Annotated in this window: 23 protein-coding genes and 2 pseudogenes; 9 read left to right on the top strand and 16 right to left on the bottom strand. The window is 63.9% G+C overall.

All coding sequences use genetic code 11. The annotated features are described in order from the left end of the window. Positions 1-42: 42 nt before the first annotated feature. The 9 genes from QRN53_RS15380 to QRN53_RS15340 all read right to left on the bottom strand — a co-directional run bounded on the left by QRN53_RS15380 (position 43) and on the right by QRN53_RS15340 (position 8,825). Entirely contained in the window at positions 43-891 is an 849-nt protein-coding gene (locus tag QRN53_RS15380) for a methyltransferase domain-containing protein (protein ID WP_285244709.1), read from the bottom strand. A 94-nt stretch (positions 892-985) separates the two neighbouring features. After that, entirely contained in the window at positions 986-1,306 is a 321-nt protein-coding gene (locus QRN53_RS15375) for a putative quinol monooxygenase (RefSeq protein WP_285244708.1), read from the bottom strand. A gap of 66 nt (positions 1,307-1,372) precedes the next feature. After that, positions 1,373-2,545 carry a levoglucosan dehydrogenase gene (locus tag QRN53_RS15370; RefSeq protein ID WP_285244707.1) on the bottom strand — a complete coding sequence of 391 codons (1,173 nt, stop codon included), beginning with the start codon at positions 2,543-2,545 and terminating at the stop codon, positions 1,373-1,375. Positions 2,546-2,607: 62 nt separating this feature from the next. Beyond that, complete coding sequence (locus QRN53_RS15365) at positions 2,608-3,429, bottom strand: sugar phosphate isomerase/epimerase family protein (RefSeq protein ID WP_285244706.1); 822 nt, start codon at positions 3,427-3,429, stop codon at positions 2,608-2,610. After that, complete coding sequence (locus QRN53_RS15360) at positions 3,426-4,580, bottom strand: Gfo/Idh/MocA family protein (protein WP_285244705.1); 1,155 nt, start codon at positions 4,578-4,580, stop codon at positions 3,426-3,428. The genes QRN53_RS15365 and QRN53_RS15360 overlap by 4 nt, the downstream gene beginning before the upstream one ends. 5 nt (positions 4,581-4,585) lie before the next feature. Continuing rightward, positions 4,586-5,572 carry an ABC transporter permease gene (locus QRN53_RS15355; RefSeq protein ID WP_285244704.1) on the bottom strand — a complete coding sequence of 329 codons (987 nt, stop codon included), beginning with the start codon at positions 5,570-5,572 and terminating at the stop codon, positions 4,586-4,588. 2 nt (positions 5,573-5,574) lie between these two features. Then, positions 5,575-7,083 carry a sugar ABC transporter ATP-binding protein gene (locus tag QRN53_RS15350; protein ID WP_285244703.1) on the bottom strand — a complete coding sequence of 503 codons (1,509 nt, stop codon included), beginning with the start codon at positions 7,081-7,083 and terminating at the stop codon, positions 5,575-5,577. A 55-nt stretch (positions 7,084-7,138) separates the two neighbouring features. Then, positions 7,139-8,299, bottom strand: coding sequence for a substrate-binding domain-containing protein (locus QRN53_RS15345; protein ID WP_285244702.1), 1,161 nt, complete (start codon positions 8,297-8,299; stop codon positions 7,139-7,141). Between the two features lie 43 nt (positions 8,300-8,342). Further along, positions 8,343-8,825 (bottom strand): hypothetical protein, encoded by a 483-nt coding sequence (locus QRN53_RS15340; protein ID WP_285244701.1) that lies wholly within the window; start codon positions 8,823-8,825, stop codon positions 8,343-8,345. Positions 8,826-9,046: 221 nt separating this feature from the next. Here QRN53_RS15340 and QRN53_RS15335 point away from each other — a divergent pair, with 221 nt between their 5' ends. After that, positions 9,047-10,114, top strand: coding sequence for a LacI family DNA-binding transcriptional regulator (locus QRN53_RS15335; protein WP_285244700.1), 1,068 nt, complete (start codon positions 9,047-9,049; stop codon positions 10,112-10,114). A gap of 135 nt (positions 10,115-10,249) precedes the next feature. Here QRN53_RS15335 and QRN53_RS15330 read toward each other — a convergent pair whose 3' ends face one another. Continuing rightward, entirely contained in the window at positions 10,250-11,287 is a 1,038-nt protein-coding gene (locus QRN53_RS15330; RefSeq protein WP_285244699.1) for an AAA family ATPase, read from the bottom strand. Positions 11,288-11,668: 381 nt separating this feature from the next. Here QRN53_RS15330 and QRN53_RS15325 point away from each other — a divergent pair, with 381 nt between their 5' ends. From QRN53_RS15325 to QRN53_RS15300, 6 genes are read left to right on the top strand one after another with little or no spacing between them, the layout of a single operon-like run. Next, positions 11,669-13,111 (top strand): DUF3375 domain-containing protein, encoded by a 1,443-nt coding sequence (locus QRN53_RS15325; protein ID WP_285244698.1) that lies wholly within the window; start codon positions 11,669-11,671, stop codon positions 13,109-13,111. Beyond that, entirely contained in the window at positions 13,108-13,767 is a 660-nt protein-coding gene (locus QRN53_RS15320; protein ID WP_285244697.1) for a DUF4194 domain-containing protein, read from the top strand. Before QRN53_RS15325 ends, QRN53_RS15320 begins: the two co-directional genes overlap by 4 nt. Next, positions 13,764-17,159, top strand: coding sequence for an ATP-binding protein (locus QRN53_RS15315; RefSeq protein WP_285244696.1), 3,396 nt, complete (start codon positions 13,764-13,766; stop codon positions 17,157-17,159). Before QRN53_RS15320 ends, QRN53_RS15315 begins: the two co-directional genes overlap by 4 nt. After that, positions 17,149-18,387, top strand: coding sequence for a Wadjet anti-phage system protein JetD domain-containing protein (locus QRN53_RS15310; protein ID WP_285244695.1), 1,239 nt, complete (start codon positions 17,149-17,151; stop codon positions 18,385-18,387). Before QRN53_RS15315 ends, QRN53_RS15310 begins: the two co-directional genes overlap by 11 nt. A 45-nt stretch (positions 18,388-18,432) precedes the next feature. Then, positions 18,433-18,699, top strand: a complete 267-nt coding sequence (locus tag QRN53_RS15305; RefSeq protein ID WP_285244694.1) for a type II toxin-antitoxin system Phd/YefM family antitoxin — start codon at positions 18,433-18,435, stop codon at positions 18,697-18,699. Further along, the gene (locus QRN53_RS15300) at positions 18,696-19,091 is read left to right on the top strand and encodes a type II toxin-antitoxin system VapC family toxin (RefSeq protein ID WP_285244693.1); all 396 of its coding nucleotides are present in this window, start codon (positions 18,696-18,698) and stop codon (positions 19,089-19,091) included. The genes QRN53_RS15305 and QRN53_RS15300 overlap by 4 nt, the downstream gene beginning before the upstream one ends. Positions 19,092-19,234: 143 nt before the next feature. On the opposite strand, the gene QRN53_RS15295 is transcribed toward QRN53_RS15300, so the two are convergent. Together QRN53_RS15295 and QRN53_RS15290 are read right to left on the bottom strand one after the other, a co-directional pair. Beyond that, positions 19,235-20,290 carry a 2,3-butanediol dehydrogenase gene (locus QRN53_RS15295; protein WP_285244692.1) on the bottom strand — a complete coding sequence of 352 codons (1,056 nt, stop codon included), beginning with the start codon at positions 20,288-20,290 and terminating at the stop codon, positions 19,235-19,237. Between the two features lie 13 nt (positions 20,291-20,303). Beyond that, positions 20,304-20,669: pseudogene (locus QRN53_RS15290) on the bottom strand (NAD(P)/FAD-dependent oxidoreductase); the annotation flags it as partial. A 64-nt stretch (positions 20,670-20,733) separates the two neighbouring features. Between QRN53_RS15290 and QRN53_RS15285 the strand changes: the two are divergent. Together QRN53_RS15285 and QRN53_RS15280 are read left to right on the top strand one after the other, a co-directional pair. Further along, positions 20,734-21,951: a GAF domain-containing protein gene (locus tag QRN53_RS15285; RefSeq protein ID WP_285244691.1), complete on the top strand. Its 1,218-nt coding sequence runs from the start codon at positions 20,734-20,736 to the stop codon at positions 21,949-21,951. Between the two features lie 79 nt (positions 21,952-22,030). Beyond that, positions 22,031-22,206, top strand: a pseudogene (locus QRN53_RS15280) (DeoR/GlpR family DNA-binding transcription regulator); the annotation flags it as partial. A gap of 331 nt (positions 22,207-22,537) precedes the next feature. On the opposite strand, the gene QRN53_RS15275 reads toward QRN53_RS15280, so the two are convergent. From QRN53_RS15275 to QRN53_RS15260, 4 genes are all read right to left on the bottom strand, one after another. After that, positions 22,538-23,068, bottom strand: a complete 531-nt coding sequence (locus tag QRN53_RS15275; RefSeq protein ID WP_350224178.1) for a HEPN domain-containing protein — start codon at positions 23,066-23,068, stop codon at positions 22,538-22,540. A gap of 1 nt (position 23,069) precedes the next feature. Continuing rightward, on the bottom strand, positions 23,070-24,191 hold the full coding sequence (locus tag QRN53_RS15270; protein ID WP_285244689.1) for a DUF262 domain-containing protein: 1,122 nt from the start codon (positions 24,189-24,191) through the stop codon (positions 23,070-23,072). Between the two features lie 286 nt (positions 24,192-24,477). Then, the gene (locus QRN53_RS15265) at positions 24,478-24,876 is read right to left on the bottom strand and encodes a very short patch repair endonuclease (RefSeq protein WP_350224180.1); all 399 of its coding nucleotides are present in this window, start codon (positions 24,874-24,876) and stop codon (positions 24,478-24,480) included. A gap of 39 nt (positions 24,877-24,915) precedes the next feature. Beyond that, positions 24,916-26,349: a DNA cytosine methyltransferase gene (locus QRN53_RS15260; RefSeq protein WP_285244839.1), complete on the bottom strand. Its 1,434-nt coding sequence runs from the start codon at positions 26,347-26,349 to the stop codon at positions 24,916-24,918. Positions 26,350-26,387: the final 38 nt, after the last annotated feature.

Here is a 26,387-nt window from a genome sequence, read left to right as displayed (position 1 = left end):
TGAGCCGAGGGATCATACGCTTGCCAGCGCTAGTTTGCCGGGTCAGCGGCTGACGTTCCCGGCCTTCGACAAGGTGAAGATCCCGTAGCGCATCGCCCCGGTGCGGTAGGCCAGGATCAGGCGGGGAATGCCCAAGACGGCACCGCGGTGGCGCGCGCGCAGGGCCAGCCGGCGGGTCTCGCGGTCGACGAGCAAGGCCTTCAGGAGCCGTCGAGCGCAGATCATCCACGTTCGGGCCACGCGGCGGCTGACGTCCTCGTAGCCGGTCACCGTGAATCCGGCCGCCACAGCCATCGCCTCGTATTCCTCGCGCGTGCCCATCGAGGGCAGGCGCCCTTCACGGCAGATCGGCTCGAGCAGGTGGCGGACTTTCCACCCGCTGGCGTCGGGCCCGGCAAGCCACGCGCAGATGACGAAGCGGCCCCCGGGCGCCAGCACGCGGTGCGCTTCCGCGAAGAACCTGGGCTTGTCCACCATGTGCTCGCTCGACTCAATCGCCCAGGCGGCGTCGGCCGACTCATCGGGAACCCCGTTGCGGAGCCAGTCGCGGACATGGACGTCCACGCCCGGCACGGGATGTCCGGCTGCGTAGCGGGCCTGCCCGGCGGACAGCGTAAAGCCCGTGACGCGGACCCCGCGCGTCCCTGCGAGCTGCCTCGCCGTGGCGCCATATCCGCAGCCGATGTCGACACACACCTCCCCGCGCACAAGCCCCAGCCTGTCGCCGACTGTGACCGCCAGCGCCTCGACGGCTTCGGCGGGCGTCTCGCGGCCCGTCGCCCAAAGCCCGTGATGGACGTGCTCTCCCCACACCCGGCGGTAGACGGGATCGAGCTCATCGTAGTGATCCGCCACCGCCTCGGCGTTCTGGGAAATATCAGGGACGATCACGCGATGACCCTACAACGGCGCTCCACCGCGAAGGAAGGGGAAGGACGACGACGGGACTCGCCTCCCGCCGTCGTCCTTCCTCACCCGGCAGGCATCAAACGAGAGGGGTGATGGGGTTTACGGAGAACGGTACGGCCAGCATCGGCTGCACCGCGTCCACGAATTCCTTTACATGGGCTTCGTCGTTGTGGGCCTCAAGGTCGGCGTGGCACACCCATCCCTCAATGAGGACGAAGGTACCTGGCCTGTGATCGTCGGAGAAGACGGTGTATTCCAGGCATCCGGGGTCTTTTCGGCTCAAGGATTGCAGCGCGATGAGTGCATCATTGAGCGCTGTGTCCTGCCCTAATTTGGCGGTGAATACTGGCATGAGCCAGACTTCAGCATCGTCTTGGCGGCCTGTTGTGTGTGGCATTTTTACGTCCTCGGGTTGTCCGGTGCCTGTGGGAGGGGCGGACTGTTGGCCGCCCCTCCCGGTGGGTTATGCGTCGATTTGCGGGACCTCGACCCAGGTTTCCTTGGCCGCGGACTCGACGATGGCGTCGTCGATGAGCGCCACCTGGTAGCCGTCTGCGAAGTTGGGGCTCACGCTGCCGCCTTCTGCGATGGCCTTGAAGAAGTCGTGGGCCTCGATGATCTTTGTTTCGCCGTATCCGATGCCGAGGGCCGGGATGGGCCAAAGCGCGTCTCCGTAGGGGTGTGCCGGCCCGGTGTAAACGGTTCGGAATCCGCGGCGGTCACCGGGATCGGACGCGAAGCAGACCTGCAGTTCGTCGCGCCGCTCGTAGTTGAACACGATGCTTCCCTCGGTCCCGTGGATTTCGAAGGTGATGTAGTTGTTCCTTCCGTGGGCGTTGCGGGTTGCTTCCACGGAACCCACGGCACCGTTGGCGAAGCGGATCATGGTCATGACTTCGTCGTCCACGTCAACCGGCCCGCGGGGGCCTTCTCCGCCGCGTGTATTGCCGAGTGCATCGGCGCCGCCGGTTTGGAGCGGCCGCTCGGGGATCCAGGTGGCCATGAGGGCATTGACGGCGCTGAACTCGCCCACCAAGTACCTGGCCATGTCGATGACGTGCGTTGCGATGTCCCCGAGGGTGCCGGAACCTGCAATGGATTTCTGGAAGCGCCAGGACAGCGGGGAGTTGGGGTCGGCGCTCCAGTCCTGCAGGTAGGTGCCACGGAAGTTGAGGATTTGTCCGATTGCCCCTTCCTCGATGTATTTCTTTGCCAGGGCAACTGCGGGGGTGCGCCTGTAGTTGAAGGCCACCATGTGGACGATGTTCTTGTCTTTGACGGCGTCGTACATCGCTTTGGATTCTTCACCCGTACGCGCCAAGGGCTTTTCGCAGATGATGTGCTTGCCCGCTTCGGCGGCGGCGATGGCAATCTCGGCGTGGAGGTGGTTGGGCGTGGCGATGTCCACGACGTGGATGTCCGGATCGTCAATGATGCTGCGCCAGTCCGCGGTGGAGTTTTCGAATCCGAAGCGGCGGGCCGCTTCGGCGGCGAGATCCGGGTTGGCTTCGGCGATGACTTTGCGGACCGGGAGCGCCGGTGCGGGCCAAAAGAACATGGGCATGGCGGCATAGGCCAGGGAGTGGGCTTTGCCCATGAAGCCGCCTCCGATGAGGCCGACGTTGAGGTTTTGCATGTGGATCGTGTTCCTTCCGGAAGGCAGGGCGTTGCCATCTATGGCAGTCCCGGCGGTTGAAATTAGTGAGAGAGGAGATTTTCGAGGTACTTCTTGCTGAGGACGGCTGCTTCGCGGGGGTCGCCGTCGTAGTTGTCGAGTTCGACCATGAGCCAGCTGTCGTATCCGCTTTCCCGGATGGCGGCGATGATGTCCGGGAAGTCCAGCTCGCCCTGGCCCAGTGGCAGGAAATTGAAGGGGTCCTTCTGGAAGTCCTTCAGGTGGACGTGCTGGATCCTGTCGGCGTACTTCCGGATGACGGCGGCCGGGTCTGCTCCGCCGGCCGCAAGGTGGGCGGTGTCCGGGCAGAAGCCGATCCGGGTGAGCGGCATGAGCCGGTCCAGTTCCTCCGGGCTTTCCACGATGGTGCTCAGGTGCGGGTGGTAGCTTGCGGACAACCCGAAGCTTTCAGCGATGTCCGTGACGCTGTCCAGCGCTTCGCCGAGCCGGAGGTAATCCGCGTCGGTGGTGCCGGCGGCGCGGCGTGCTCCGCCGCCCACCACGAGCCGTTCCGCCCCAAAGCTTGCCGCCAGTTCGGCGGCGCGGTGGATGCGGTGCATTTCGTCCGGCAGGATGTCGGCGTAGATGAAGTTCGCACCGGTATAGACGCTTGTGAGTTCAACTCCGGCGGTCCTCAGGATTTCCTTGAGTTCTTCGGGCTTCCCTGCATATTCGGCCAGGTTGCCGTCAAACATTTCCACACCCTGGTATCCAGCTGATGCGATGTCCTGGACTGCGTCCCGCATGGACCCGTTGGTCAGGTAGAAGAGGTCCTTCACGCTCGTCACGCCCTGCGCATGGCCAACGACGCCGCCCCAGGTGATGGAACAGTAACCAAGTTTCATTGCTTCTGCCTTTCAGCTGCTGAGGAGGACTGGAGTAATTCGAGTGAAGCGTCAGGGCCGGGAACGTCCACCCATGACTGTTGTGCGGCGGAGGTGACCACCGCATCGGTGAGGAGGGCCGCGCGCAGGCCGTCCCGGAACGTGGGCAGGCCTTCCGGTGTTTGCCCCTGGACAGCTGCGTAGACGTCGGCCACGAACGAGTTGAAGCTGTCCTGGTATCCCTGGGGGTGGCCCGGCGGGAGTTTGGCGTACCGCCGGCCGCCGGGGGTGGTCAGTGTTTGCGGGCCGACGGCGATGTCCGAGCTGGACCCGGTGCCGCCCATGTGCAGGGTGTCCGGCCGCTCCTGGTTGAAGGAGAAGGACGCTTCGGTTCCGTCAAAGGAGAACCAGAGGCGGTTCTTGCGGCCCGGACTGACCTGGCTGACCACCAGGGATCCGGTGGCACCCTTGTCCGTCTCGAACAGGAGCGTGGCCCCGTCCTCGGTGGCAACGGAGGACAGCTGTCCGCCGGTTTCGCGTTCGTCGTAGGCCCGGCTGGTCTTTGCCACGAGCCTGGTGATTCTGTGCCCGGTGGCGAACTCCATGAGGTCGCACCAGTGCACGCCGATGTCACCGAAGGCCCTGGAGGCTCCCCCGAGCTTTGAATCGACCCGCCAGTTGGTGGCTTCGGCGCCGACCAGCCAATCCTGCAGGTAGGACCCGTGCAGCAGCCAGAGGCGGCCGGCGTCGCCGCGGAGGATACGGTCGCGGGCTTCGCGGACGGCCGGATAGAACCGGTACACGAACGGCACGCCCGTGACCACACCTGCCTGCTCGGCGAGCTCGGCCAGTTCCCGGGCGTCCTCGACGCTGGTGGCGAGGGGCTTCTCGCACACCACTGGTTTACCGGCGGCAATGGCTTTGCGTGCGAGGCCGGCATGGGTGGCGTTCGGCGTGCAGATGTGGATGACGTCCACGTCCGCACTTGCGATCAGGGCTTCAGCGGATTCGGCGGCGGTGCGGGCGCCGAGCACGGAGGCTGCTGCTTCGGCTGACGCCTGGCTGCTGCCGGCCACTGCGGTGACTACTCCGCCTGCTGCGCGTACAGCGTGGGCGTGGACAGAGCCCATGAATCCTGTTCCGATAATTCCTGCGCGAAGTTGGGAGGCCATGGCGGCTACTTCTTTCGGGCCAGGGCGACGGCCAGGATGATGATTGCGCCGCGGACCACCTGCTGCTGGCTGCTGTCGAGTCCGGCGAGGATCAGCCCGTTGTTGATCAGGCCGATCAGCAGGGCGCCGAAGAGGGTGCCGATGATGGAGCCGAACCCGCCGAAGAGGCTGGTTCCGCCCAGGATGACGGCGGCGATGGCGGAGAGCTCGTCCCCCGATCCCCACTGGAACCGGCCGGACTGCAGCCGTCCGGCGTAGAGCATGCCGGCAACGCTTGCCACCATTCCCGAGATCAGGAGTACTTGGAACTTGATGCGCTTGGTGTTGATTCCGGTGAATTCGGCGGCGTTGCGGTTGCCTCCGGTGGCCAGGACCTGGCGTCCGAACCTGGTGCGGTTCAGCACGACGGCGCCAATGGCGACGAAGATGGCGCTCCAGACCACCAGGCCCGGGACTGGGCCGAAGTTGCCGGATCCAAACAGCGTGTTGAAGGTGTCGTTCAGGATGGGCTGGGGCGCTGACGCCGTGATCCATTGGGCCACGCCGACGGCGATTCCCAGCATGCCGAGTGTCACCAGGAACGATGGGATGCCGAGGAGGCTGACGAGGGCACCGTTGATCGATCCGACGACGAGGCCGACGGCGAGGCCGGCGAGGATCCCGGGGACCAGGCCCCACTGGGAAAGGGCCATGGCAGTGCACACACTGGAGAGGCCGGCCACGGAACCAACGCTGAGGTCGATCTCGGCGCAGGCGATCACGTATGTCATGCCGACGGCGATGACGGTGATGGTGGCGGTCTGCCGGAAGATGTTCAGCAGGTTGTTGGGCGAGAGGAAGCCCTGGTCGCGGAGCAGAACCGCGAAGAAGAGGAACACCACGACGAAGCCGATGTAGATGACGTAGCGCCGCCAGTCGAGTTCCTTGAGGATGGTGCCGAAATTTCGGGGGGCCACGGTGTCCCGTGGCGCGGTGATGTTTGCGTTGCTCACTTTCAGACTCCCTGTACTGCAAGTTGGAGATATTCCTCGTCAGCGATCTCGCTGCGGGGGATGTCACGGATGATGGAGCCGTCCTTGACGACGAGGACGCGGTCGCTGACCGCGAGTAGTTCGGGGTACTCGGAGGAGATGACGATGACGCCTTTGCCGGCGCTGGCAAGCTCCCGGATCATGTCGAGAATTTCGCTTTTGGTGCCGATGTCCACCCCGGCTGTTGGCTCGTCAAGGATCAGGATGTCCGGATCCGTGCCCAGCCACTTGGCGATGACCACTTTCTGCTGGTTGCCGCCCGAGAGAAGCCGCACCGGCCGGTGGGGGTGCGCAACCTTCACTGCGAACCGTTTGATCAGCGACGAAGACAGTTCCTTCCCCTTCGCACCGTCCAGGAGGGGCCCCCGCTGGATCTGGCCGAGGAGGGGAAGCAGCAGGTTGTCCTGGACGGAATGCTCCAGGACAAGGCCCTGGGCCCTGCGGTCCTCCGGGATGAGGGCCACTCCGGCGTTGATGGCCTGCTGGGGCGAGCCCATGCTGACCTTCTTGCCCCGCAGGAGGATTTCGCCGCTGTCCACCTTGTCGATGCCGAACAGGGCACGGGCGAGCTCGGTCCGGCCGCTGCCCATCAGTCCGGCAAGGCCGAGGATTTCACCGGGCCGGAGCGCGAATGAAACATCCCGGACCCGTTGCCCGGCAGTGAGCCCGCGGACTTCCAGCAAGGGCGCCCCGTCCTGGGCCACATGATCACGGGCACGGTAGGACAGCTGGCCTTCGATCTTCTTGCCAACGATGCCTTCCACGATCTGTTCGGGCGTGACATCCGTCAGTGGCGCGGTGAGGAGGTGCCGGCCGTCGCGGAGGATGGTGATGCGGTCCGCGAGCCGGTACACCTCGTCCATGCGGTGGGAAATGTAGATGATGGAGATGCCCCGCTGCTTGAGGCGGTCAATCAGTTCGAAGAGCGCTTCGGATTCATGCCGGGCGAGGCTGGCCGTGGGCTCATCCATGATGAGCACCTGGGCATTCTGCGCGAGTGCCTTGGCGATCTCGGTCAGCTGCCAGTAAGCGGTGCCGAGCCGCGCGACTCCGGCGCGTGGATCGACGTCGACCTCCATCTCACTGAAGACTTCCTTGGCCCGGCGCACCGAGGCACGGTCGTCGATGAGCCCGCCCGTGCCGAGCGGTTCGGCGGCAAGGAAAATGTTCTGCGCAACGGTCAGGCTCGGTACCAGGCTGAACTCCTGGAAGACCATGCCGATCCCGGCGGCCTTTGCGTCCTGGATCGAGTTGATGGCGGTGGGCTTGCCCCCGATCAGGATCTCGCCGGCGTCTGCCTGGTAGACGCCTTGGAGGATCTTCATGAGCGTGGACTTCCCTGCGCCGTTTCCTCCTGCGAGCGCATGGACTTCACCCTTGCGGACGTCGAAACTGACATCCTTCAGTACGGGTACGCCGTTGAAGCTCTTGGAAATCGAGCGCATTTCGACGACATTGTCTGCGGTATTCATCGTTGCCCTTTCGGCGCGGTGCGGGGACGGGGGTCCCCGCACCGCCGGGTTTTGGCTACTTCTTGTAGGAGTCCTGGATGTCCTTCGGGGCGTCCTCGTGGTAGACCTGCTTCCAGGCATCCAGGACGTTGGAGTGGTCAACCGGGAGGGCGCTCAGCGCCACGTAGGCGGGCTCCTGCTTGCCGATGAGTGCCCCTGCGGCGAGCCGCGCTTCGGTGACGCCCTGATCGAACGGCACCTGGGCTCCCAGGCCTACGACGAGTTCGTCCTTGGCCAGGGCAATCGCGACGTTCTTGCCGAGGTCCTCGGTGGCGATCTTCAGGTCCGGCCGGCCGGCGGCCCTGGCTGCGGCCATGACGCCTTCTGCGGGGACATCCCAGACCGCCCAGATTCCGGAAAGGTCGGCGTACTTGCTGAGCATTGCGTTCGCGGCGGCCTGGGCATCACCGGCGAAGTCCGGACCGGCAATTCCCTTTTCCTCGACGATCTTGATATCCGGGTATTCCTTGGTAATGGTGTCCTTGAATCCCTGGTAGCGCTGCTTGGTCACGAAGAAATCGGCCTGGTGGAAGACGACGCCGATTTTCCCCTTGCCGCCGAGGGCCTTGGCCATTTGGTGGGCCGAGACCACGCCGTTGCCGTAGTTGTCGGCGGAGACAACAGAGACATAGTCTTTGCCGGCCGTGAGGCCCTGAGGGATGTTGTCCATGAACACGAGCTTGGTTCCGGCATCCGCGACCTTCTTGTAGGCGGAGGCCGTAGCCACGGGATCCGTGGGGATGGAGACCATGATGTTGGGGCTCTGCGACATGACCGTCTCAATGTCCGAGACCTGCTTGTCCGGCTTGAAGTTCGCGTCAGTGGTGGCAATGACCTTGATTCCGAGCTTTTCAAACTCGCTCTTGAGCCCGTTGATCTGGGCGGTGGCCCAGTCGTTGCCGCCGTAGTGCATCACGATGGCAGCTTTGGCGTTGAGCGCCTTGACCTTCGCGATCTCGTCGGGAGTCAGGTCAGCTGTGGACGCCGGGGAGGGCGTCTCGCCGTTGGGGCCTTTGCTCAGGACCTGCCCCTTGATCGCGTCAAGGGCCTGCTGGGCCTTGCCGGACACACCGGCGTCGGGAGCATTGGACGAGGCCGTTGTGGAACCGCTGCAGGAAGCGACGGAAAGGGACAGGGCTGCGGCAAGTGCCACGAAGGGAAGCCTGCGGATCATCATTGTTCTCCAGTGCTTGGGGTGGGTTGGGGTGGATGCCTGGGGTTCAGGCGAGGGCAATGGCAAGGGCCGGCGGGACCGGGGACAGGACGAGCCCGCCGGAGGCCGAGGCTGTGCGGATGGCAGTGGCCTTGTCTGAGGCTCCCAGGAGCGCCTCTGCATGGACCTTGTCGACGAAGAAGCCCAGGGAACACGGGCCGTGGTGGGCTTGAACCCACTTCACTGACTCGTTGGCCGCCTTCGCCATGTCGCCGTCCGCTTCCGCGGCCGGGCGTTCAATGGTGGACACTGATGCGGGTTTGCCTGCGTTGTCGACGGAGACCAGCAGGCTTGCCCAAAGACGATTTTCTTCAAAGATTCCAATGACCGCCGAGGAGCCGGCAGGGACGAAGGTGCGGACTGCGAGTGCCAGATCGCCGGGCGCTGTGTCCCTCAGGAGTGCTTCGAGATTCGCCCACTGGTTCTGGTCGATGTCCCGAGGTCCGGAGTTCGGCTCAAGCGCGAGTTCGTCCACGATACGGCTGGTCATTCCCGCGCCTTTCATCATTGAAAAATCTTCTCCGTAAACGATTACGATCAAGCCGTAAACGTTTACGGACATCATCGTAAACGTTTACGGAGATACGTGTCAAGCATCACATCGAGGGCAGTTTCGGGCACGGGGAAATCCCGGCAGACGTAAGATCAAAACGCACCGAACCGAACGGGATCAAGGGGTTTCCGTTTGCGCTGTGCAGGACAGGAGAAAGTGTGGCAGGCAGAGCTGTTCCCCACGACGCGAACGAGGGGCTGCACGATGCACCACTGCGCCGGAAGCCCACCATCAACGACGTGGCAGGCATCGCAGGCGTTTCCTTTGGCACGGTTTCGCGGGTACTCAATGACGCACCGGACGTGAGTGCGGCAACGCGGCAGCGGGTTCTGCAGGTGATCAAGGACATCGGGTACCGCAGGAACCGGGCAGCCACGGCGCTGGTCACCAGCCGGTCCACGTCCATCGGTATCCTGTCGGACGGCTCCCCGCGGTTCGGCCCGGTGGGGACGCTCATGGCCCTGGAGAACATTGCGCGCAAGAAGGGGTATGCCACCACCGTCATCAGCGTCGAGCAGCCCTACGAGGAGTCAGTCCAGGACGCGCTGGACACCCTGGACGATACCGGGGTGGGGGGAATCATTGTCATTGCCCCGGTGGTGGACATGGCAGCAGCAGTATGGAATGCCACCTGCCGCGTCCCCGTGGAGATGATTGCGGCGGGAGCGTCGTCCACCCCCAACGTCTTCACGTACTCGGAGAACCAGGAGCTGGGCGCGCGGCTGGCCACCCAGCACCTGATCGACCTGGGCCACACCGACATCGCCCACTTCGCCGGCTCCATGGAGTGGTTCGACGGCCGGGTGCGCAAACGCGGGTGGGAGGCCGCACTGCGCGACGCCGGGCTGACGCCAGGGTTGTGCCCCGAAGGCGATTGGAGCCCCGGGTGGGCGTACGAGACTGCACTCCAGCTCGTCCGGGACCAAAAGGTACCCCAGGCGATCTTTGCCGCCAGCGACCACACCGCGCTCGGGCTGATACGCGCCTTCGCCGAACATGGGATCCGGGTGCCGGAGGACGTGAGCGTGGTGGGTTTCGACGACATTGAAGGCTCAGACTATTTCCTGCCTCCCCTGACCACCGTGCGCCAGGACTTCACGGCTTTGGCGCTCATGAGCATGGAGGTGCTCCTTGGTGCCATGGAGGGCCGGGACGTGGACCGCACCCCCATTGCCCCCACCCTTGTTGTCCGCGACAGTACCCGCCGGGCCAACTCCCCCAAGTAAGTCCGTCCGGCGGCAGCAGGCTTTCCAGCACCAGGCGGCAGGAAAGACGACGACGGGACTGGCCTCCCGCCGTCGTCCTCCTTCAGCCCGAAGGCACGGAGCACGCCCCCGCCGCGGCGCGCATGTGATGGGATGTCAGGCCAGGAGCCAGCGCTTCCAGCGGGGCTGCTCGGGTTCCGGTGCCGGTTCGGGTTCCGGCTTCTCCCCCAGGGCCAGTGCGGCCTGGATGATGTCGTCCGCGGTGAGCGTCATGACGGCCTCCCGGTCCAGGGCGTCGAGGCTTTGGTCCTCGTCCAGTGAGAGGCGCAGCGCCTGCCGGTTGAGCGCCTGCTCGAACAGGGTGCGGGCAAACCGTGCGTTGCCGGAGTCCTCCCCCGCGTGCAGCCCGAGGAAGATGCGGCGCAGCGTCTGGTCGGCGTCCGGTTCCAGCAGGTACTCGTGCTGGGCCAGCATCTGGTGGAAGATCGTCTGCAGAGCGTCCACCGAGTAGTCGGGGAAGGTGATTTCGCGGGCGAACCGGGAGCGCAGCCCGGGGTTGGAGAGCAGGAACTGCTCCATCAGCCGCGGGTAGCCGGCCACGATCACCACCAGGCGGTGGCGGTGGTCCTCCATCCGCTTGAGCAGGACCTCGATGGCTTCGGGGCCGAAGTCCATCCGGCTGTCTTCCGGGGACAGGGCGTAGGCCTCGTCGATGAAGAGGACGCCGTCAAGGGCGCGCCGGATCACCCGGTCCGTCTTGATGGCGGTCTGGCCCACGTATTGGCCCACCAGGCCCGAGCGGTCCACCTCCACCAGGTGGCCTTTCTGCAGCAGGCCCACCGCGCGGTACATCTCGGCCAGGAGCCGGGCCACGGTGGTCTTGCCCGTGCCCGGGTTTCCCAGGAACACCAAGTGCTGTGAGGTGGCCACTTCCGGCAGTCCGTGGGCCTTGCGGCGGGCCTGCACCTGGAGCAGTGCCACGAGCGCGCGCACCTGTTCCTTGACGGTTTCCAGTCCCACCAGGGCGTCGAGTTCGGCCTGCAGCTCGGACAGCGGCCGTGCCGGCCCCAGCTTGGGGCCCATGAGATCGCCCATCAGGTCGTCCACGCGCTCGGATCCGGGCAGCTTGAGCTGATCGGTCAGGTGGCCGATGGTTTCGCGCAGGTCATCAAGCGGGTTGCGGCTAAGAGCCATGCCTCCACTGTAGACCCCGGCTGGGCCCGGCAGGTTCCGAGAGGCCCACCACCGTCACTGCCTACAGGGAGGCGCCGCCGCAGATTACGTAGTTTTGGCCCGTAATGGACTTGCCGTGCGGGCCGAGCAGGAACGCGGCCATTTGCTGGTCATCCAGGCGAAGGGGGAGACGGGTCAAAGTAAAAGTTGATGTCTGCCTCCATCCGACCACCCTTGCACCTGATAGCGACGTGCGTCCAAACAACAAGCGCAGAACGCCTCATCGGTCGTGCATGTCCATTACAGGCGTTGGTGGGCCACCGGGCAAGATCTTCCAAGGTTTGTCGTGGGTGTCGCCTAAAGTAAAAGCCGACGATGTGACGCGCCAAACACGGGGCCCGAATGGACTTTTACGCCATCAACTCCCTGCGGGAAAACCATGCAGGCTGGTCGCTGCTCCGCGCCCAGAATGCGCCCCTGGCATTGACGTTTTTCATGGCCGCGTTCACCGGCCCCAACCAGCGAAACCTGGGCCGGCAGGAGCTGATCGACGTCCTGGATGACGTCCTGTTCGGTCTGCGGGACAGCGAAGGCGCGGACAGGTTCCCACGCCCCGCGGGTGAATACCTGGACGAGTGGGCCGCTGACGAGCGCAAATGGTTAAGGAAGTACTACGTCCCGGGCGAGGACGAACCCCACTACGACCTCACGGCGGCGGCCGAGGACGTGGTCCGTTGGGTGGAGAATCTGCGCGGGCGGGACTTCGTGGCCACACAGTCCCGCCTGACCAGCATCTTCGCGGTGCTGAAGGAACTGGTGCAGCAGTCCGAGACCGACCCGGACGTGCGGCTCGCCGAGCTGCAGCATCAACGGGACGGGATCGACGCCGAGATGCAGCGGATCCGGGACGGCAACATCCGCGTCATGACCGGGCCGGAAGCGCTGGACCACCTCCAGCAGCTCACGGCCCTGGCCAGGGACTTACTCTCCGATTTCCGTGAGGTGGAGCAGAACTTCCGCAAGCTCGACCGGCAGGTGCGCGAGCAGATCGCCACCTGGGACGGCACCCAGGGTGAACTGCTGGAATCGATTTTCGACAACCAGCAGGACATCAGCAGCTCCCTCCAGGGCCGCACCTTCCAAGGCTTCTGGGACTATCTGATGTCGCCCCGGCTCCGCACCGAGTTGCAGGACCTGCTCCAGCGCGCCACACGAATCGAAGCGCTGGCCAAAACCGACAGCCTGCACGGGGTGGCCAACCTCCACCAGGACTGGCTGCCCGCCGTCGAACAGACCCAAGCCACTGTCCGGCAACTTTCCCAGCAGATGCGGCGGCTCCTGGACGACAAGGTGTTCCTTGAGAACAAACGCATCATGCAGCTGATCCGCAGTATCGAATCCGGTGCGTTGGGCACGCGGGAGGCACCGCCGTCGGGCGCTTTCATGGAGATTGAGGCGCCGTCCGTGGACGTGGTGCTGCCTTTTGAGCGGCCCCTCTATGAGCCCAGCCGGAAAGTCCTGGTGGACGACTCCGTTGAAACGGCAGACGACGCCGACGTTGACGCCTCGGCCCTGTTTGGCCAGTTCTTCGTGGACAAGGAACGCCTGCGCGCCAACATCGACGCCGTCCTGGCCGGGGCGGAGCAGGCCACGCTCGCCGAAGTCACGGACGCGTACCCGATCTCCCAGGGCCTGGCGGAGGTGGTGGCGTACTACCAGCTGGCCACCGAATCGGACTGGGCCACCATCAACCCGGAGCAGTCCCAGCACCTGACCTGGCAGCTGGGGGACGGCACCATCCGCGAAGCCACCCTCGAACAGATCATCTTCGGAAGGCCGGCATGAACCCCGCCACAGCTGAGACTGAAACCCACACACCGGAGGAGCTTCCCGCCGTCGTCACCCGGCTCTTCAAGGGCGTCCTGTACGCGGAAAACGATGAGAAGCTATGGCAGTCGCTGCTCGGCCTGACCTCGCACGTGCGCGACCACGTCTTGGTACTGGGCCTGGAGCTGGTCCTGGACGAATCCGAGGGCTACGCGTTCCTGCGCTCCAAGGATGATCCGGACGGCACGCTCCCCCGGCTGATCGCCCGCCGCACCCTGACGTTCAACGTCAGCCTGCTGCTGGCCCTGCTCCGCCGGCGCATGATGGAGTTCGACATCAACAGCAGCGAGGTCCGGCTCATCATGACCGGCCAGGACATCGCGGACATGGTCTCGGTGTTCCTGCCCGAGTCCAGCAACGAGGCCCGCGTCCTGGACCGGCTTGGGGCTGACATGAAGAAGGTCGTGGAGCTCGGTTTCCTGCGCAAGCTCAAGGGGCAGGCGGACACCTACGAGGTGGCACGGATCCTGAAGGCGTACGTGGATGCGCAGTGGCTGGAGGAGTTCGACGCGCGGCTGGCTGACTACCGGGCGACGCTCGCCGGTGAGGCGCCCAGCACAGCGCCGCCTGCCGGGGAGCGGACGTCCGGGCGCGGGAACGGGGATGACCGATGACGGCGGACCTGCAGGAGAGCCTGTTCAGCCTGGACGACACCGCGGACGACGCCGGCACTCCTCCGGGTTTCCGGCTGCACCGCCTCGAGCTGCTGAACTGGGGCACGTTCCACCAAGGCGTGCGAACGTTCCGGCTGGACGGTGCGAACAGCCTGCTCACCGGCGACATCGGTTCGGGCAAGTCCACCGTGGTGGATGCGATCACCACACTGCTGCTGCCGGCACACAAAATCGAATACAACAAGGCCGCCGGGGCGCAGAAGAAAGAACGCTCCCTGATGTCGTACGTCCGGGGCTTCCACAAGAGCGCCCGGAGCGCCGGCGGGGAGTATTCCAAGCCGGTGCCTTTGCGCCAGACGGGACAGTTGACCGTGGTGCTGGGCGTGTTCCACAACGCCGTGCTGGGCAAGTGGGTCAGCCTGGGGATTACGCTGTGGGCCACGCAGGAGGCGGGGCAGCCCAACCGCTTCTACTCGCTCGCGGAGGCGGACCAGTCCATCGCTGCGGACTTCAGCAACTTCGGCCAGGACCCGCTGAAGCTGAAGAAGAAGCTCCGCGCCGCCGGGGCCTCCGTCCATGATTCCTTCGAACCGTACTCGGCCGCGTTCAAGCGCCAGTTCGGGATCAGCGGCAACCAGGCCATGGAGCTGTTCCACCGCACGGTGTCCATGAAGCAGGTGGAGAACATCACCTCGTTCGTGCGCAGCAACATGCTGGAGGAGGACGACGTCGCCACCCGGATCAGCAACCTGATCCACCATTTCGACGACCTGAAGAAAGCCCACGATGCCGTCCTGCGGGCCAAGGACCAGATCGCCCTGCTGACACCCATCAAGGAGGGCGCCGCGCTGCACGCCGGGCTGACAGCGGACGACGACCTGGCCCGGAAACAGCGTGACCAGCTGCACCCCTGGTTCACGGACCGGAAGCTGCAGCTGAGCCTGGAGCACCAGGCGGAGCTGCATCAGACGGGCGTCCGGCTCAGGGAGGACTCGGCACGGCTGGACGGCGAGGTCAAGCATCTGCGCCGGGACCTGGCCGGGGTAGAAGAGGACATCCGGACAAATGGCGGTGGACGGCTCACAGCGATCGACGCCGAGCTGGCCGCATTGGCCGTCAAATCCGCCGAGCAGCGCCAGCGGTTCGAGGCCTACTCGGATGCAGCAGCGGAGCTTGGCCTGCAGGCACCGGAGGACCGTGTCCTCTTCGACGCGAACCGGGCCAGGCTCGCCGGGGTGGAACAGGAGTTGGCGGACCGGTCCAACGCGTTGCATGAAGAGCGGACCACACTGTCCATCAAGCAAACCGAACTCAACTCCAGGTCAGCGGAGATCAAAGCCGAGCTCACCAGCCTGCAGGCCCGGCGCAACCTGATCCCGCTCCCCCAGCTGGACATCCGCCGTCGGCTCTGCGAAGGCACCGGGATCACGGACAGCGACCTGCCGTACGCCGGCGAGTTGCTCAAGGTCCGGGACAGCGAGTCAGCATGGGAGGGTGCCGCCGAACGAACCCTGCACGGGTTCGCCCTCTCGCTCCTGGTCCCTGCGAAGCATTACGCCGCGGTCAGCAGCTGGGTGGACGCGAACAACCTCCGCGGGCGGCTGGTGTACCTGAGGATGGCCGACTTCTACGCGCCGCGGGCTGCCGAGCCGGGGACGCTGGCAGCGAAGATCGCCATCAAGCAGGGCACCCCGTTCCGGGACTTCCTGCAGGATGAGCTCAGCAGCCGGTTCGACTACTACTGCTGCGACAACCTGGCCGACTTCCGCCGCTACCCCAAGGCGCTGACGGCCAACGGCCAGCTCAAAGGCGGGCGCGGGCGGCACGAGAAGGACGACCGCAAGGACCTGGCGGACCGGCGCAACTACGTGCTGGGCTGGGACAACCACGACAAGATCGCCGGTTTCCGCACCGAACAGGATGAGGTGCACGGCAAGCTGAAAGTGGTGGCCGGCCAGCTGGATCGGGTCAATGGTGAGCTGGGGGCACTGGGCCGGCGGAACCGGCAGCTGGGCGTGGTGGGTTCCGTCGCTGAGTTTGGCGAGATCAGCTGGCAGGCCACGGCCCGCAGCATCGAGGACCTGAAGGCGGAGAAGCAAGCACTGGAAACCACCAGCGACGTCCTGCAGCAGCTCATGGCCAAGCAGGAGCAGGTCACGGCGGAGTTGGAGCGGCGGGAGGAGAAAGCGGGCAAGCTGCGGGAGCGGCTGGGCGCCAATGAAAAGGACGCGCGGGACATAGCGGAGGCAATCGAGGAGTGCCGAATGGTGCTGGACGCGACGCCGATGACGGACGACGACGGTGTGCTGGCCGCCGTCGGACGCCTCGCCGAAGCTGCCCTCGGGGACAAACTGCTCACGTACAAGAACACGGCCGCGGTGGAGAGCACCGTCCGGAACGGGCTGACGGACACCATCGACGCGCTGTCCAAGAGGATCGCCCGTGCGGCGGAGAGCACGGTCCGGCAGATGGCGGACTTCCGCAACAGGTACCCGAACGAAACCACCGACGTCGACGCCTCGCTTGAGGCCGCGGCGGACTACAACCGGCTGCTGGAGCAGCTGGTGGGCAACGACCTGCCCCGGTTCGAGGATCAGTTCAAGGATCTGCTGAACCGGAACACCATCCGCGAGGTGGTGGCGTTCAACGCGTTCCTGGACGGCAGGCGGCAGGACATCATGACGCGGATTGGTGAGATCAACCGGTCGCTGGCGGGCATCCCGTATAACACGGGCCGGCACATCCAGCTGGAGCACCAGGCGACGTCGGACCAGGACGTGCGGGAGTTCGGCAGTGACCTGCGGGCGTGTTCGGAGGGGACCATCGGCGAGACGGAGCAGTACTCGGAGCAGAAGTACCTGCAGGTGGAGCGGCTGATCGACCGGTTCCGGGGCCGGGAAGGCCTGACGGACCTGGACCGGAAGTGGACGGCGAAGGTGACCGATGTCCGGAACTGGTTCACATTCTCGGCGTCGGAGAAGTGGACAGAGACCGGCGAGGAGTACGAGCACTTCACGGATTCCGGCGGCAAGTCCGGCGGCCAGAAGGAGAAGCTGGCGTACACCATTCTCGCGGCGGCGCTGGCGTTCCAGTTCGGCCTGGGGTCCGGCAAGGGAGCGGGCAGGAACGCAGGCAGCGGGAGGAGTTTCCGGTTCGTGGTCATCGACGAGGCGTTCGGACGCGGCTCCGACGAGTCCGCCCGTTACGGTCTGGAGCTGTTCCAGCGGATGAAGCTGCAGCTGCTGATCGTCACTCCCTTGCAGAAGATCCACGTGATCGAGCCGTTCGTCTCCCACGTGGGCTTCGTGGCCAACACCAATGGCGACGATTCGCACCTTCGCAATATGACCATCCAGGAGTACCGCGAGGAGAAGGACCGGCGTGGCCACTAAGGTATGGACCACCCTGGCAGCCCTGCGTGCGCAATCACTGAAGGCGTGGAGCAGCGGTTCGCTGCTCCGGGAGGTGCTGGAACCCAGCGGACTGTACCCCCGCCGTCGTCCGTTGAAACGGCCGACGGCGGCAGAACTGCTCAGCGATTACGCTGCCGTCCGCGCGTGGGCAGCTGAGCTATTTTCCGGGGCAGATGCCTACTCTTTGGAGACCGTCGAGACCGGGCGCCGGACCGCAGGGGCCAACTCGCTTCCCTCCGCGGCTGTCTTTGCCACTGTTGAGGACGAGATCGGCTTTGTTGGGAAGGCGCGGGAGGCCGCCGTGTTCCGGTCACTGACCGAGGGCCTGGCCGGACTGGATCCCCAGCTGGTGGACTTGGCAGCGAGGCAGCCGATGAAGCTTCTCGAGCTGGGGCCGGACGCCTTGACCGCCGCGCGGGTGGCGCTGTGGCTGCGCGGCAACCCAGCACCGAGAATATATGTCCGGCAGTTGGGGCTTCCCGGCGTGCACACAAAGTTCGTGGAGCGGAACCGGCAGGTCATCGACCACATGCTGGCCGCCGTCGGACGCGTTCCCGGAACCGGGGAAGCGGAAACCGGCGAGGATGGCACCGAAGCTGCGGAACAGGAGGTGCCGCTGGGTAACGGCGCCGGCCGAACCCCCGCCGCGAGATTCGCCAGACGCCACGGGTTCCTGCATCCGCCGGAACTGGTCCGCTTCCGGCTCCTGGATCCGGACGCTGACCTGTTCGGCGGCGCCCGGGACATCACGTTGACAGCCGAAGCGTTCAGCAGGTTGCGGCTGCCGGTGGAGACCGTCATTGCAACGGAAAACCAGGTGAATTTCCTGGCGCTTCCTGACCGCCCGGGGACGCTGGCGCTTTACGGGGGCGGGTACGGATTCTCTTCCTTGCGGGACGCCGCTTGGCTCCGGAACTGCCGGGTCCTCTACTGGGGCGACATCGACACCCACGGCTTCCGGATCCTCGACCAACTCCGGGCAGTCCATCCGCACGTGGAGAGTGTGCTGATGGACCAGGAGACGTTGCTCGCCCATCGGGACGCCTGGGGTGCCGAGCCATCACCCGCCCGGGCAGCGCTGTGCCGGTTAGCGCCAGCCGAAGCTGCGCTGTATGAAGCACTCGTCAGCGGCACCTTCGGTGCGGGCGTTCGTCTGGAGCAGGAGTTGATCAACTGGGACTGGGCGCTCGGTCGGCTGTCATCATGATCTGCCTTGGCGCGCGAATGCTACGATTGCTACGGAGGTGCAGGAATGACAACAATCCCCCACCGAGAACTGCGGAACCAAAGCAGCAAGATCCTGGAACGGGTCAAAAACGGGGAAATCATCGATGTCACAAACAATGGTGAAGTGGCCGCCACCCTGATCCCGCCTGCAGCCTCATCTTTCGAGCGTCTGCTCAGGTCCGGCAGCGTGCGGCGGGCATCCGAAAGTCCTGTCGATTTCCGGCTGCTCGAGCGAGTGACCTCTGATGTCGGCACAAAAGAGATGCTTGACGACCTTCGCGGTGACCGGTGATCGTCTATGTGGACACCTCGGCCGCCTTGAAGCTGGTGGTCGAGGAACCGGAGTCCGGTCCCACCGCGGATTTTCTCTCATCCGCCGGACAGAGGGGTGAGCGGCTTGTGGCCTCGATGCTCCTCCACGCCGAACTGCACTGTGCGGCCAACCGCCGGGGCCTGCCGCCAGAACTGGTCAACGATGTGCTGGACGGAATCAACCTCGTGGACCTGACACGTTCAGACCTCCTCTACGCCGCCGCACTCCCGGGTAAATTGCGCAGCGACGATGCGATCCACCTTGCCGCTGCCATCAGGCTTGAGGCACAGGCTTTGGTCGCCTTCGACCAGGAGCTCGTTAGGGCAGCGACTCAGGCAGGACTCCATACGGTTAGCCCAGGCGGCGGCTAACCCTGCCGCCGGGCGCTCCTCATAGGTGGCAGCCTTGTGCAGCGTGAATATTCCGTTGCGCATCGCCCGGTGCGGTAGGCCAAGATCAGGCGGAGCGTGCTCCTCCCGCCGTCGTCCTTCCCCTGCCATCCTTCCGCCGGAACCTACGGGTGCACCAGCACCTTCACCGCCGTGTCCTTGTGGTTGATGAGGGTGTCGAAGCCCTGCTCCACCAGGTCCTCCAGGGCGATCCGGCCGGTGATGAACGGCTTCAGGTCCACCTTGCCCTCCTGCACCATTTTGATGACAGCGGGGTGGTCGCGGACGTAAGCGATGGTGCCGCGCAGGTCGATCTCCTTGAGCACCAGCTTCTGCATGTCCACGGTGACGGGTGCGCCCCAGATGGACACGTTGACCACCACGGCGCCGGGCCGGACGGCGTCGAGCATGGTGTCCAACACCGCGTTCACGCCCGCACATTCGAACGCGACGTCGGCCCCGGTCCCGCCGGTGAGCTCCCGCACCCGTGCCGGGACGTCCTCCTTGCTTGGGTCCAACACGTGGTCGGCCACGCCGCTGGAGGTGGCCTTTTCTTTGCGCGCCTGGGTGAGCTCGCTGATGATCGTGGTCACCCCCATGCCCTTCAGGACCGCGGCGGTGAGCAGCCCGATCGGCCCGGACCCGCCCACCAGCGCCGTGTCGCCCGCCTTCACGCCGCTGCGGGCCACGGCGTGGTGGGCTACGGACAGCGGCTCGATCAGCGCCGCCTCATCGAGCGGAATGTCCCCGATAGGGTGCACCCACCGCTGGTCCACCACGATCTTCTCGCTCAGCCCTCCCCCGCCGCCGGACAGCCCGATGAAGCCCATCTGCCGGCACAGGTGGTAGCTGCCCGCCTGGCACATGTCGCAGGTGCCGTCCACAAAATAGGGTTCGACGACGACGTTGTCCCCCTTCGCCAGGCCCGTCACCCCTTGACCCACCTCGGAGACAGTCCCGGAGAATTCGTGCCCCAGGGTCACCGGGGATTCCTCGTGCGAGAGTGGGTGCGGATGGCCCGGTGCCGGGCAAAAGATGGGCCCTTCCAGGTACTCATGCAGGTCGGTGCCGCAGATACCGCACCACGCGACGTCGATCTTCACCGCCCCGGCGCGGAGTTCCGGCTCCGGGATGTCCTCGATGCGGATGTCCTTGCGGGCGTGGAATCGTGCTGCCTTCATGATGGCTCTTCCTTTAGCGGGTGTGGTGGCTGGACTGCAGTTCGTACACCGGCGTCTCCAGCCCCTCCATCCGGGCCTTGAGCTGCAGGGCCAGGTAGGAGGAGTAGTGCCGGCTCTGGTGCAGGTTGCCGCCGTGGATCCAGAGGTTGGGGACATTGGTTGGTTTCCACATATTGCGCAGCTCCCCCTCCCACGGGCCAGGGTCTTTTGGCGTGTCTGAGCCGTATCCCCAGCACTTGCCAACGCGGTCCGCGATTTCGGGCGAGACCAGGTCCGCCAGCCACCCGTTCATGGACCCGTAGCCGGTGGCGTAGACGATCAGGTCGGCCTCCAGCTCGGTGCCGTCGTCCATCACCACGGCGTTGCCGGTGATCTTGGCGGTCCATGGCGCTGGGCATCAGCCCGGACAACACAGCCCGCGGCACCTGCACGATCCATCCGAGGTGCTGCAGCTGCGGCGGGAGCACCAGCTGCAGCGGGTGATGCCGGCGCTCCAGGACCTGCTGGCCGACGATTCCAGTTCCGGCCGGCACCTGCTGGTGCTCACCGACGCCACCGGCGAGATCCTGTGGCGGGTGGGCAGCCGGGAGGCGCTGCACCGGGCGGACCGGCTGGAGTTCTCGGAAGGTGCGGACTGGTCCGAGGCCGGGATCGGCACCAACGCCATCAGCGAGGCGCTGGTCACCGGCGCGCCGGTGCAGCTGTTCTCCGCCGAACACCTGGTCCGCACCCACCACGACTGGGCCTGCACAGCGGCGCCCATCACGGATCCTTTGACGGGTGGGTTGCTTGGTGTGCTCGATGTTTCCGGGCCGCTGGACACCATCAGCGCGGACACGCTGCGGATGGTGCGGTGCGCGGTCCGGGCGGCGGAGTCGCTGCTGGGAACGCCCGACGGCGGCACCTCCTTAGGTGCGGCATCTCCCGTGCATGCGTCCCGGCAGGCTGTCCAGCGGGCTGGTGTGGTCGTGGAGCGGCTCGAGCTGCTGGGCGACAAGCCAGCCGCGGTGTTTACCGACGGGAGCGGGGTGCCGCTGACGCTGCGTCGGGCGGAGATCCTGGCGCTGCTGGATTCCCGGTCGCAGGGCTGGAGTGCTGAGGAGCTTGCGTATGAGCTGCGCGGCGACGCGGGCACGCCCCACGCCATCCGGACGGAGATGTTCCGGGTGCGGTCGATGCTGGGCGATGCCGTGGAGTCGAACCCGTACCGGCTTGCTGGCGGGCTGGCCGGGTGTTCGGATTCGGGGCGGGTGTTGCGGCTGCTGCGCGAAGGCCAGGTGGCGGAAGCGTTGGAGGCCTACCCGGCTCCCCTGCTCAGCCGGTCGGGCGTTCTGGCGGTGCAGCTTCTGCGGGACCAGTTGGACCTGGCGGTTGGGGCGGCTGTAAGGGCCAGTGGGACGCCGCGCTGCTGGTTCGATGGTTGTCCACGGATATGGGTGCCGCGGATTTTGAAGCCGTCGAAGCCCTGCGTCGGCTGGTGGGGCGAGGGGATCCCCGGTATCTGGCCTTCCGCTCTTCGCCCGCTCTCGGTCGTTGAGCCGCCAAGGGGACGGTTCCAGAAAGGCGCAGTTTCGCTCCTGCGATGGAAGCCGCTCAGGTGGCCGACTTTTCTATCGGAAGCCCTGCCGCCTTCCACTCGGGGAAGCCCTCTTCAAGCCTGACGGAACGGCGCCCTTCGTCCGTGAGCAGCCGAACGGCCTCGTCCGCGTAGACGCAGTATGGGCCGCGGCAGTAGGCAACGATTTCGCTCCCTTGGGGAACGGGCAGGACCGGCTGGCCCGCACCTACGGCGGGGCAATGGCGCTGGGCAACGCTCACCCTGAGGCGTCGCTGCAGCAGCGCACCGGCGAGGCGTTCGAGCAGAAGCATGCCATTGCCCGTGGGCGGCGTCCGTGATCCGGCCCGGGGAGAACATCTGTAAACAATGGTGAAGGCGTCGCGTATGAACGCGGCTGGCGCGAGCGAGGGGGTTCCCGAAGCGGGTTTGCGGCCATGAACGATGGAGTCGCGTAGTTCTTCTTCCGCCAATTCTTCTAACTCCGCTCCTCACCCCAGCCGTCGCCAGGCTGGCTTAGCTAGTGGAGGACCAGATGTGGGCTTTGTACATCCCCGGACGAGGTTGCCCATCACGGTCAAGATACCGGGGACGCCTTCCCAGATAACGGGGCTAAGAGGGGACCAATCGCAAGAGTAGCCTGTTGCAACGCAGCGGTGGTATTCCAACCCAAGCGGCACAGCACGGAAAAATTAGCTCGAGGCGTCCCGAATTACTGGACTACGCACTGGGTAATTCGGATCAAAACGTTGGACCAGCCAATTCACCAGAATCTCCGCTGCCTCAGACCACGCTAGGGCTTTTGATGCCGTAACAGTTTCTCCTTCCCCATGCGCAATCTTCTTGCGTGCCGATACCAACGCGCCAAGTTGGCTTTTGAGCAGATTGTCGTCCTGAGCGAACAATGTCTCGAGCTCCGTGTGCCAATCCGGATGAAAGGACTTGACAAACTCGAGGAGCTGGTTGGGCATAACGCCTTGTCCGTTTCTGAGGTGAAGCCGGATACGTCTCACTACTTCATCTGACGCCTTAGTCGCCGAAAAATAATCTGCAACGTCGTCGCGGACCGCTTCGATGTAGCCGGCGGACCGAACCACCAGATATCTAGCCATAGCACGTTGGACGATATCGGGAGTGGAAGATCGCATGTCCCTGACTGCAGACTGAGTGTCTCTGAGGTCGATTCGCCGCTGAACAAGGGACGCGGACAGAAAATTAGTCATTCTATTCTGAGAGCGCTTTAGTGGCTAGTTCGAGACGAGAATGTGTTGAATCCTTGTCCGCGGTGAACCTAGTTGTTGCGGAGACGAATTCTGGGTCCAGCTTTAGGCCCGCTACGCGATGTGCGAGGTCTTTTGCGATATTGCCTGCGCTAAGCGCGCGCATAGTACCCACAAAGATGGCCTCGGATTGGGCGACGTTTGGGGTGTTTCCTCCGGGTCGCCGTAGGGCCTCGGGTCCAACATGTCGGGCGAGGGCTCCGGAAGCCTCCGCGAATAGTTTGCCCGCCTGTACAACCGGCGCAGTCACTGATCGGTGTTCGGCGGCAAATTTGTTGAGAAATCCTTTCAGCGGTTTCGTGTAATCAGGCGCGCCAAGATAAAGTGCCAAGATGCGCATTATGAGCTCTTGATCACGGATTCGTACCGACTTCTTTCCATAAAGCTCGCGCCAGGCTGCATCCTGATTCAATGTTTCCAGATGATCAATAAGCGGACCGGCATAGAGCGCTACCCTGATTTCGTGGGGCGTAAGCTGTGTGCCACCAGAGTTTAATCGCTCAAATATCTGGTATATCGCATCGTCAACTTCGGCGGAACCATCGGCAATAACAATCGTTCCTTGCAAAAATGAATCGTCCAGCTTAAACTTAAGATTTTCATCAAGAGTCTTGTATGACAATCCAGCAAATTCGTCACCAACATTATTTAAGGTGAACTCCTTACCATTATGAAGTCCATCATAAAAGTGCCGTAGTGTAACGAGGCGCTGCTGACCGTCAAGTACGAGCATGCGATTGTCGGTCTGCCGGATCAAGAAAATCCCCGGAACAGGATAGCCCAGTAGTAGCGATTCAATAAAACGGTCCATCTGAGCCTTTGTCCAAACAAAGCCTCGTTGGAATCCTGCCGTAGTGATGCGACCGTCCGTACCACCAAACTGGGGAATGAGCATTGATTCTCGCTGCAGGCGGGAAACCAGGCCCGCCACATCGAAATCTTGAGTTGTATATGTTACAGCTACGGGAGCGCCCTCTTTCTCAACGAGGTCCTGCAACTCATCCTCGGTTAGAATTCTTTCCAGCGGGTCGTATTCCTTGCTAAATTCCGCAGATTCAATACTCATAAGGCAAGACTATCCGATTTGGGGCGTGCCGGATTTCTCTGATCCGGATGGCAAACCTCTGGCTCCGTACGCCTGCTGTGCGGACGATCCGTTCCAGATGAACAGTCTCTCAAATAGTCCGCTGTTTATCCGGATGGCCGACGAGCACGACCGTGCGACGCTAGGGACGAAGCCGGGCGAAACTAGCACCCTGAATTAATGGCCACGCACCGATTTGAACTGCTGGGGCCAAGGGGTAGGTGGCAATCGAACTCTCGACACGACGGCAGTTGTACTCCTTCCCTTGTCAATGCTCCAGAAAGAGCCTGACGTGGCTGAGGAGATCTTTATCGGCCAACACTTCGCATTCCCAAACGTCTAGGTAGCCCCAGCCCTGGTCAACCAATTGAATGCGCTGTCTGGCGTCCCGTTCCTGATTCCGCTGTCGTTTGTCTGCCCAAAACTCACTGTTGCTCTTTGGTAAGCGTGATCCCACCGGACAATCGTGCCCATGCCAAAAGCACCCGTTAACAAAGATCACCTTCCTGCGCCCCGGGAATACTAAGTCCGGCCGTCCGGGCAACCCGCGATCATGGAGGCGGTATCGAAGCCCCTCGCGATGCAACATTCGCCGTAGGAGCATCTCTGGCTTTGTGTCTTTAGAGCGAATTTTTGCCATGTGGGCACTTCGCTGTTCAGGGCTCATAAAGTCAGCCATGCTCATATTTTAGTTTCGTTCTGGCCGCTATGCCGTGCGTGCAGGGACCTGTTCCGAGGCCATAGTTCCCCTGTATTCTGCCAGCAGCCCCCAGAGAAGCGTGCCCACTGCAAACGACTGCCACGGTGATACTGCGTTCCCGACCTGGGTGTACTGGGGTACTTCCAACTTCCGCCGGTGCGCACCGGTGGTTTCCCTGCCCAAGAACTCGAATGAATCTGGAAAGCCTTGGAAACGGGCAAGCTCTCGAACTGTAAAGATCCGGGACTGCATGGGGTGGACATAGTCGTCCGGCAGTGTGACTACCGTTCTGCTCGGTTCGCTGGCACTAAGTACTTTCTGGCTGTGCTTCCTCGTCACAAGGCCAACAGCAAGTTCCACCAACTCGTCCAAGGAACGGATAGTCCTCGCCGCTGATGGCCTCGTCGAAAACTGAAGGTCCAAGGGAAGTTCGACGTTCGCCAAGGCACGCTTCGCCAGCGATTTCTGACCTTCCGGGTCCAAAGCGCTCATGTGGCTGAGCAGGCGCCCGTCGATGCCATGGCTGTGCATCATCCGGTAGAAAGAAAACCTAGTAACGACAAGGTCCGTGTGGCGTCTGGGTGTCTGGTTTGGAGGATCGTCGGGACTTTCGCGACGTTTGGGGCGTAGGGCCGCCTCGGCCTGCCTCAGGCCTGCTAAGTACTCGCCGTTCCTACCAGTGTCCGCAGCTTCCCAGCCGCCTAAATCGGAGATGGCATCACGGATAGTGAATGCACGACCAGACATGGTGGTGGGTACGGGCGCTAGGCGCGGGACGTCGCCCACCAGATCCGCAAAATCTGATTTCCAAATTCCGGGCGTCGCCAGTACCCCTAGTTCTCTCGCGACGTCACTCCGCAGGGCAATCAACATGAGCCTGGGCCGGAACTGGGGGGCTCCGTAGTGGACAGCGTTCACACGAACGGCTTGGACTACGTATCCAGATCCGATGTTGGTCAGTGCGGCCTGCAGCTGCGAGAAGGAGGATTCCTCGCCCTTTACGAAGCTTTGGCTCATACCAACAACGTTCTCAATCACAACCGCTTTTGGGGCAGTGCGTTCCACGAAGTCCAGGTACTCCCAGGCAAGCCGGTTCCGCAGGTCGTCCTTAAGCCTGCGGCCGGCAAGCGAGAACCCCTGGCACGGAGGGCCACCAACTACGGCATCAAGATCCTGCTCCTTGAATCTCTCGATGAGGTCATCATCAGCGAGCACCTTGGCCAGCTCACTTACCAGCACTTTGCCCTCGAACTGACGTCGGAGGCTGCGCTGCAGGTATTGCTGCCAGACACGCATGTCAGCCGCATCCGCGACATAGTTATGGAAAAAGGTTCGAGCCGCCATATCTGACTTCTCGACGGCAGCGACAAGTTCTCCCCCCGACCGCTCCATGCCCAACGAGAGACCACCACAACCCGAGAACAGGTCAACGAACTTCATCACTGATACATTGTGCCAGAGCTCGACCCCATTCCTTG

Origin of the sequence: Pseudarthrobacter sp. fls2-241-R2A-127 (assembly GCF_030209355.1) — a bacterium.
Classification (GTDB): Bacteria; Actinomycetota; Actinomycetes; order Actinomycetales; family Micrococcaceae; genus Arthrobacter.
The sequence above is the reverse complement of the archived record's forward strand: the minus strand, read 5'-3'. Positions and strand labels throughout refer to the sequence as shown.

Bases quoted from the DNA above. Each gene is read 5' to 3' on its own strand.
- QRN53_RS15375 (WP_285244708.1), bottom strand. From the start codon at position 1,306: ATGCCACACACAACAGGCCGCCAAGACGATGCTGAAGTCTGGCTCATG.
- QRN53_RS15370 (WP_285244707.1), bottom strand. From the start codon at position 2,545: ATGCAAAACCTCAACGTCGGCCTCATCGGAGGCGGCTTCATGGGCAAA.
- QRN53_RS15365 (WP_285244706.1), bottom strand. From the start codon at position 3,429: ATGAAACTTGGTTACTGTTCCATCACCTGGGGCGGCGTCGTTGGCCAT.
- QRN53_RS15360 (WP_285244705.1), bottom strand. From the start codon at position 4,580: ATGGCCTCCCAACTTCGCGCAGGAATTATCGGAACAGGATTCATGGGC.
- QRN53_RS15350 (WP_285244703.1), bottom strand. From the start codon at position 7,083: ATGAATACCGCAGACAATGTCGTCGAAATGCGCTCGATTTCCAAGAGC.
- QRN53_RS15345 (WP_285244702.1), bottom strand. From the start codon at position 8,299: ATGATGATCCGCAGGCTTCCCTTCGTGGCACTTGCCGCAGCCCTGTCC.
- QRN53_RS15340 (WP_285244701.1), bottom strand. From the start codon at position 8,825: ATGACCAGCCGTATCGTGGACGAACTCGCGCTTGAGCCGAACTCCGGA.
- QRN53_RS15330 (WP_285244699.1), bottom strand. From the start codon at position 11,287: ATGGCTCTTAGCCGCAACCCGCTTGATGACCTGCGCGAAACCATCGGC.
- QRN53_RS15325 (WP_285244698.1), top strand. From the start codon at position 11,669: ATGGACTTTTACGCCATCAACTCCCTGCGGGAAAACCATGCAGGCTGG.
- QRN53_RS15320 (WP_285244697.1), top strand. From the start codon at position 13,108: ATGAACCCCGCCACAGCTGAGACTGAAACCCACACACCGGAGGAGCTT.
- QRN53_RS15315 (WP_285244696.1), top strand. From the start codon at position 13,764: ATGACGGCGGACCTGCAGGAGAGCCTGTTCAGCCTGGACGACACCGCG.
- QRN53_RS15305 (WP_285244694.1), top strand. From the start codon at position 18,433: ATGACAACAATCCCCCACCGAGAACTGCGGAACCAAAGCAGCAAGATC.
- QRN53_RS15295 (WP_285244692.1), bottom strand. From the start codon at position 20,290: ATGAAGGCAGCACGATTCCACGCCCGCAAGGACATCCGCATCGAGGAC.
- QRN53_RS15275 (WP_350224178.1), bottom strand. From the start codon at position 23,068: ATGACTAATTTTCTGTCCGCGTCCCTTGTTCAGCGGCGAATCGACCTC.
- QRN53_RS15270 (WP_285244689.1), bottom strand. From the start codon at position 24,191: ATGAGTATTGAATCTGCGGAATTTAGCAAGGAATACGACCCGCTGGAA.
- QRN53_RS15265 (WP_350224180.1), bottom strand. From the start codon at position 24,876: ATGAGCCCTGAACAGCGAAGTGCCCACATGGCAAAAATTCGCTCTAAA.
- QRN53_RS15260 (WP_285244839.1), bottom strand. From the start codon at position 26,349: ATGAAGTTCGTTGACCTGTTCTCGGGTTGTGGTGGTCTCTCGTTGGGC.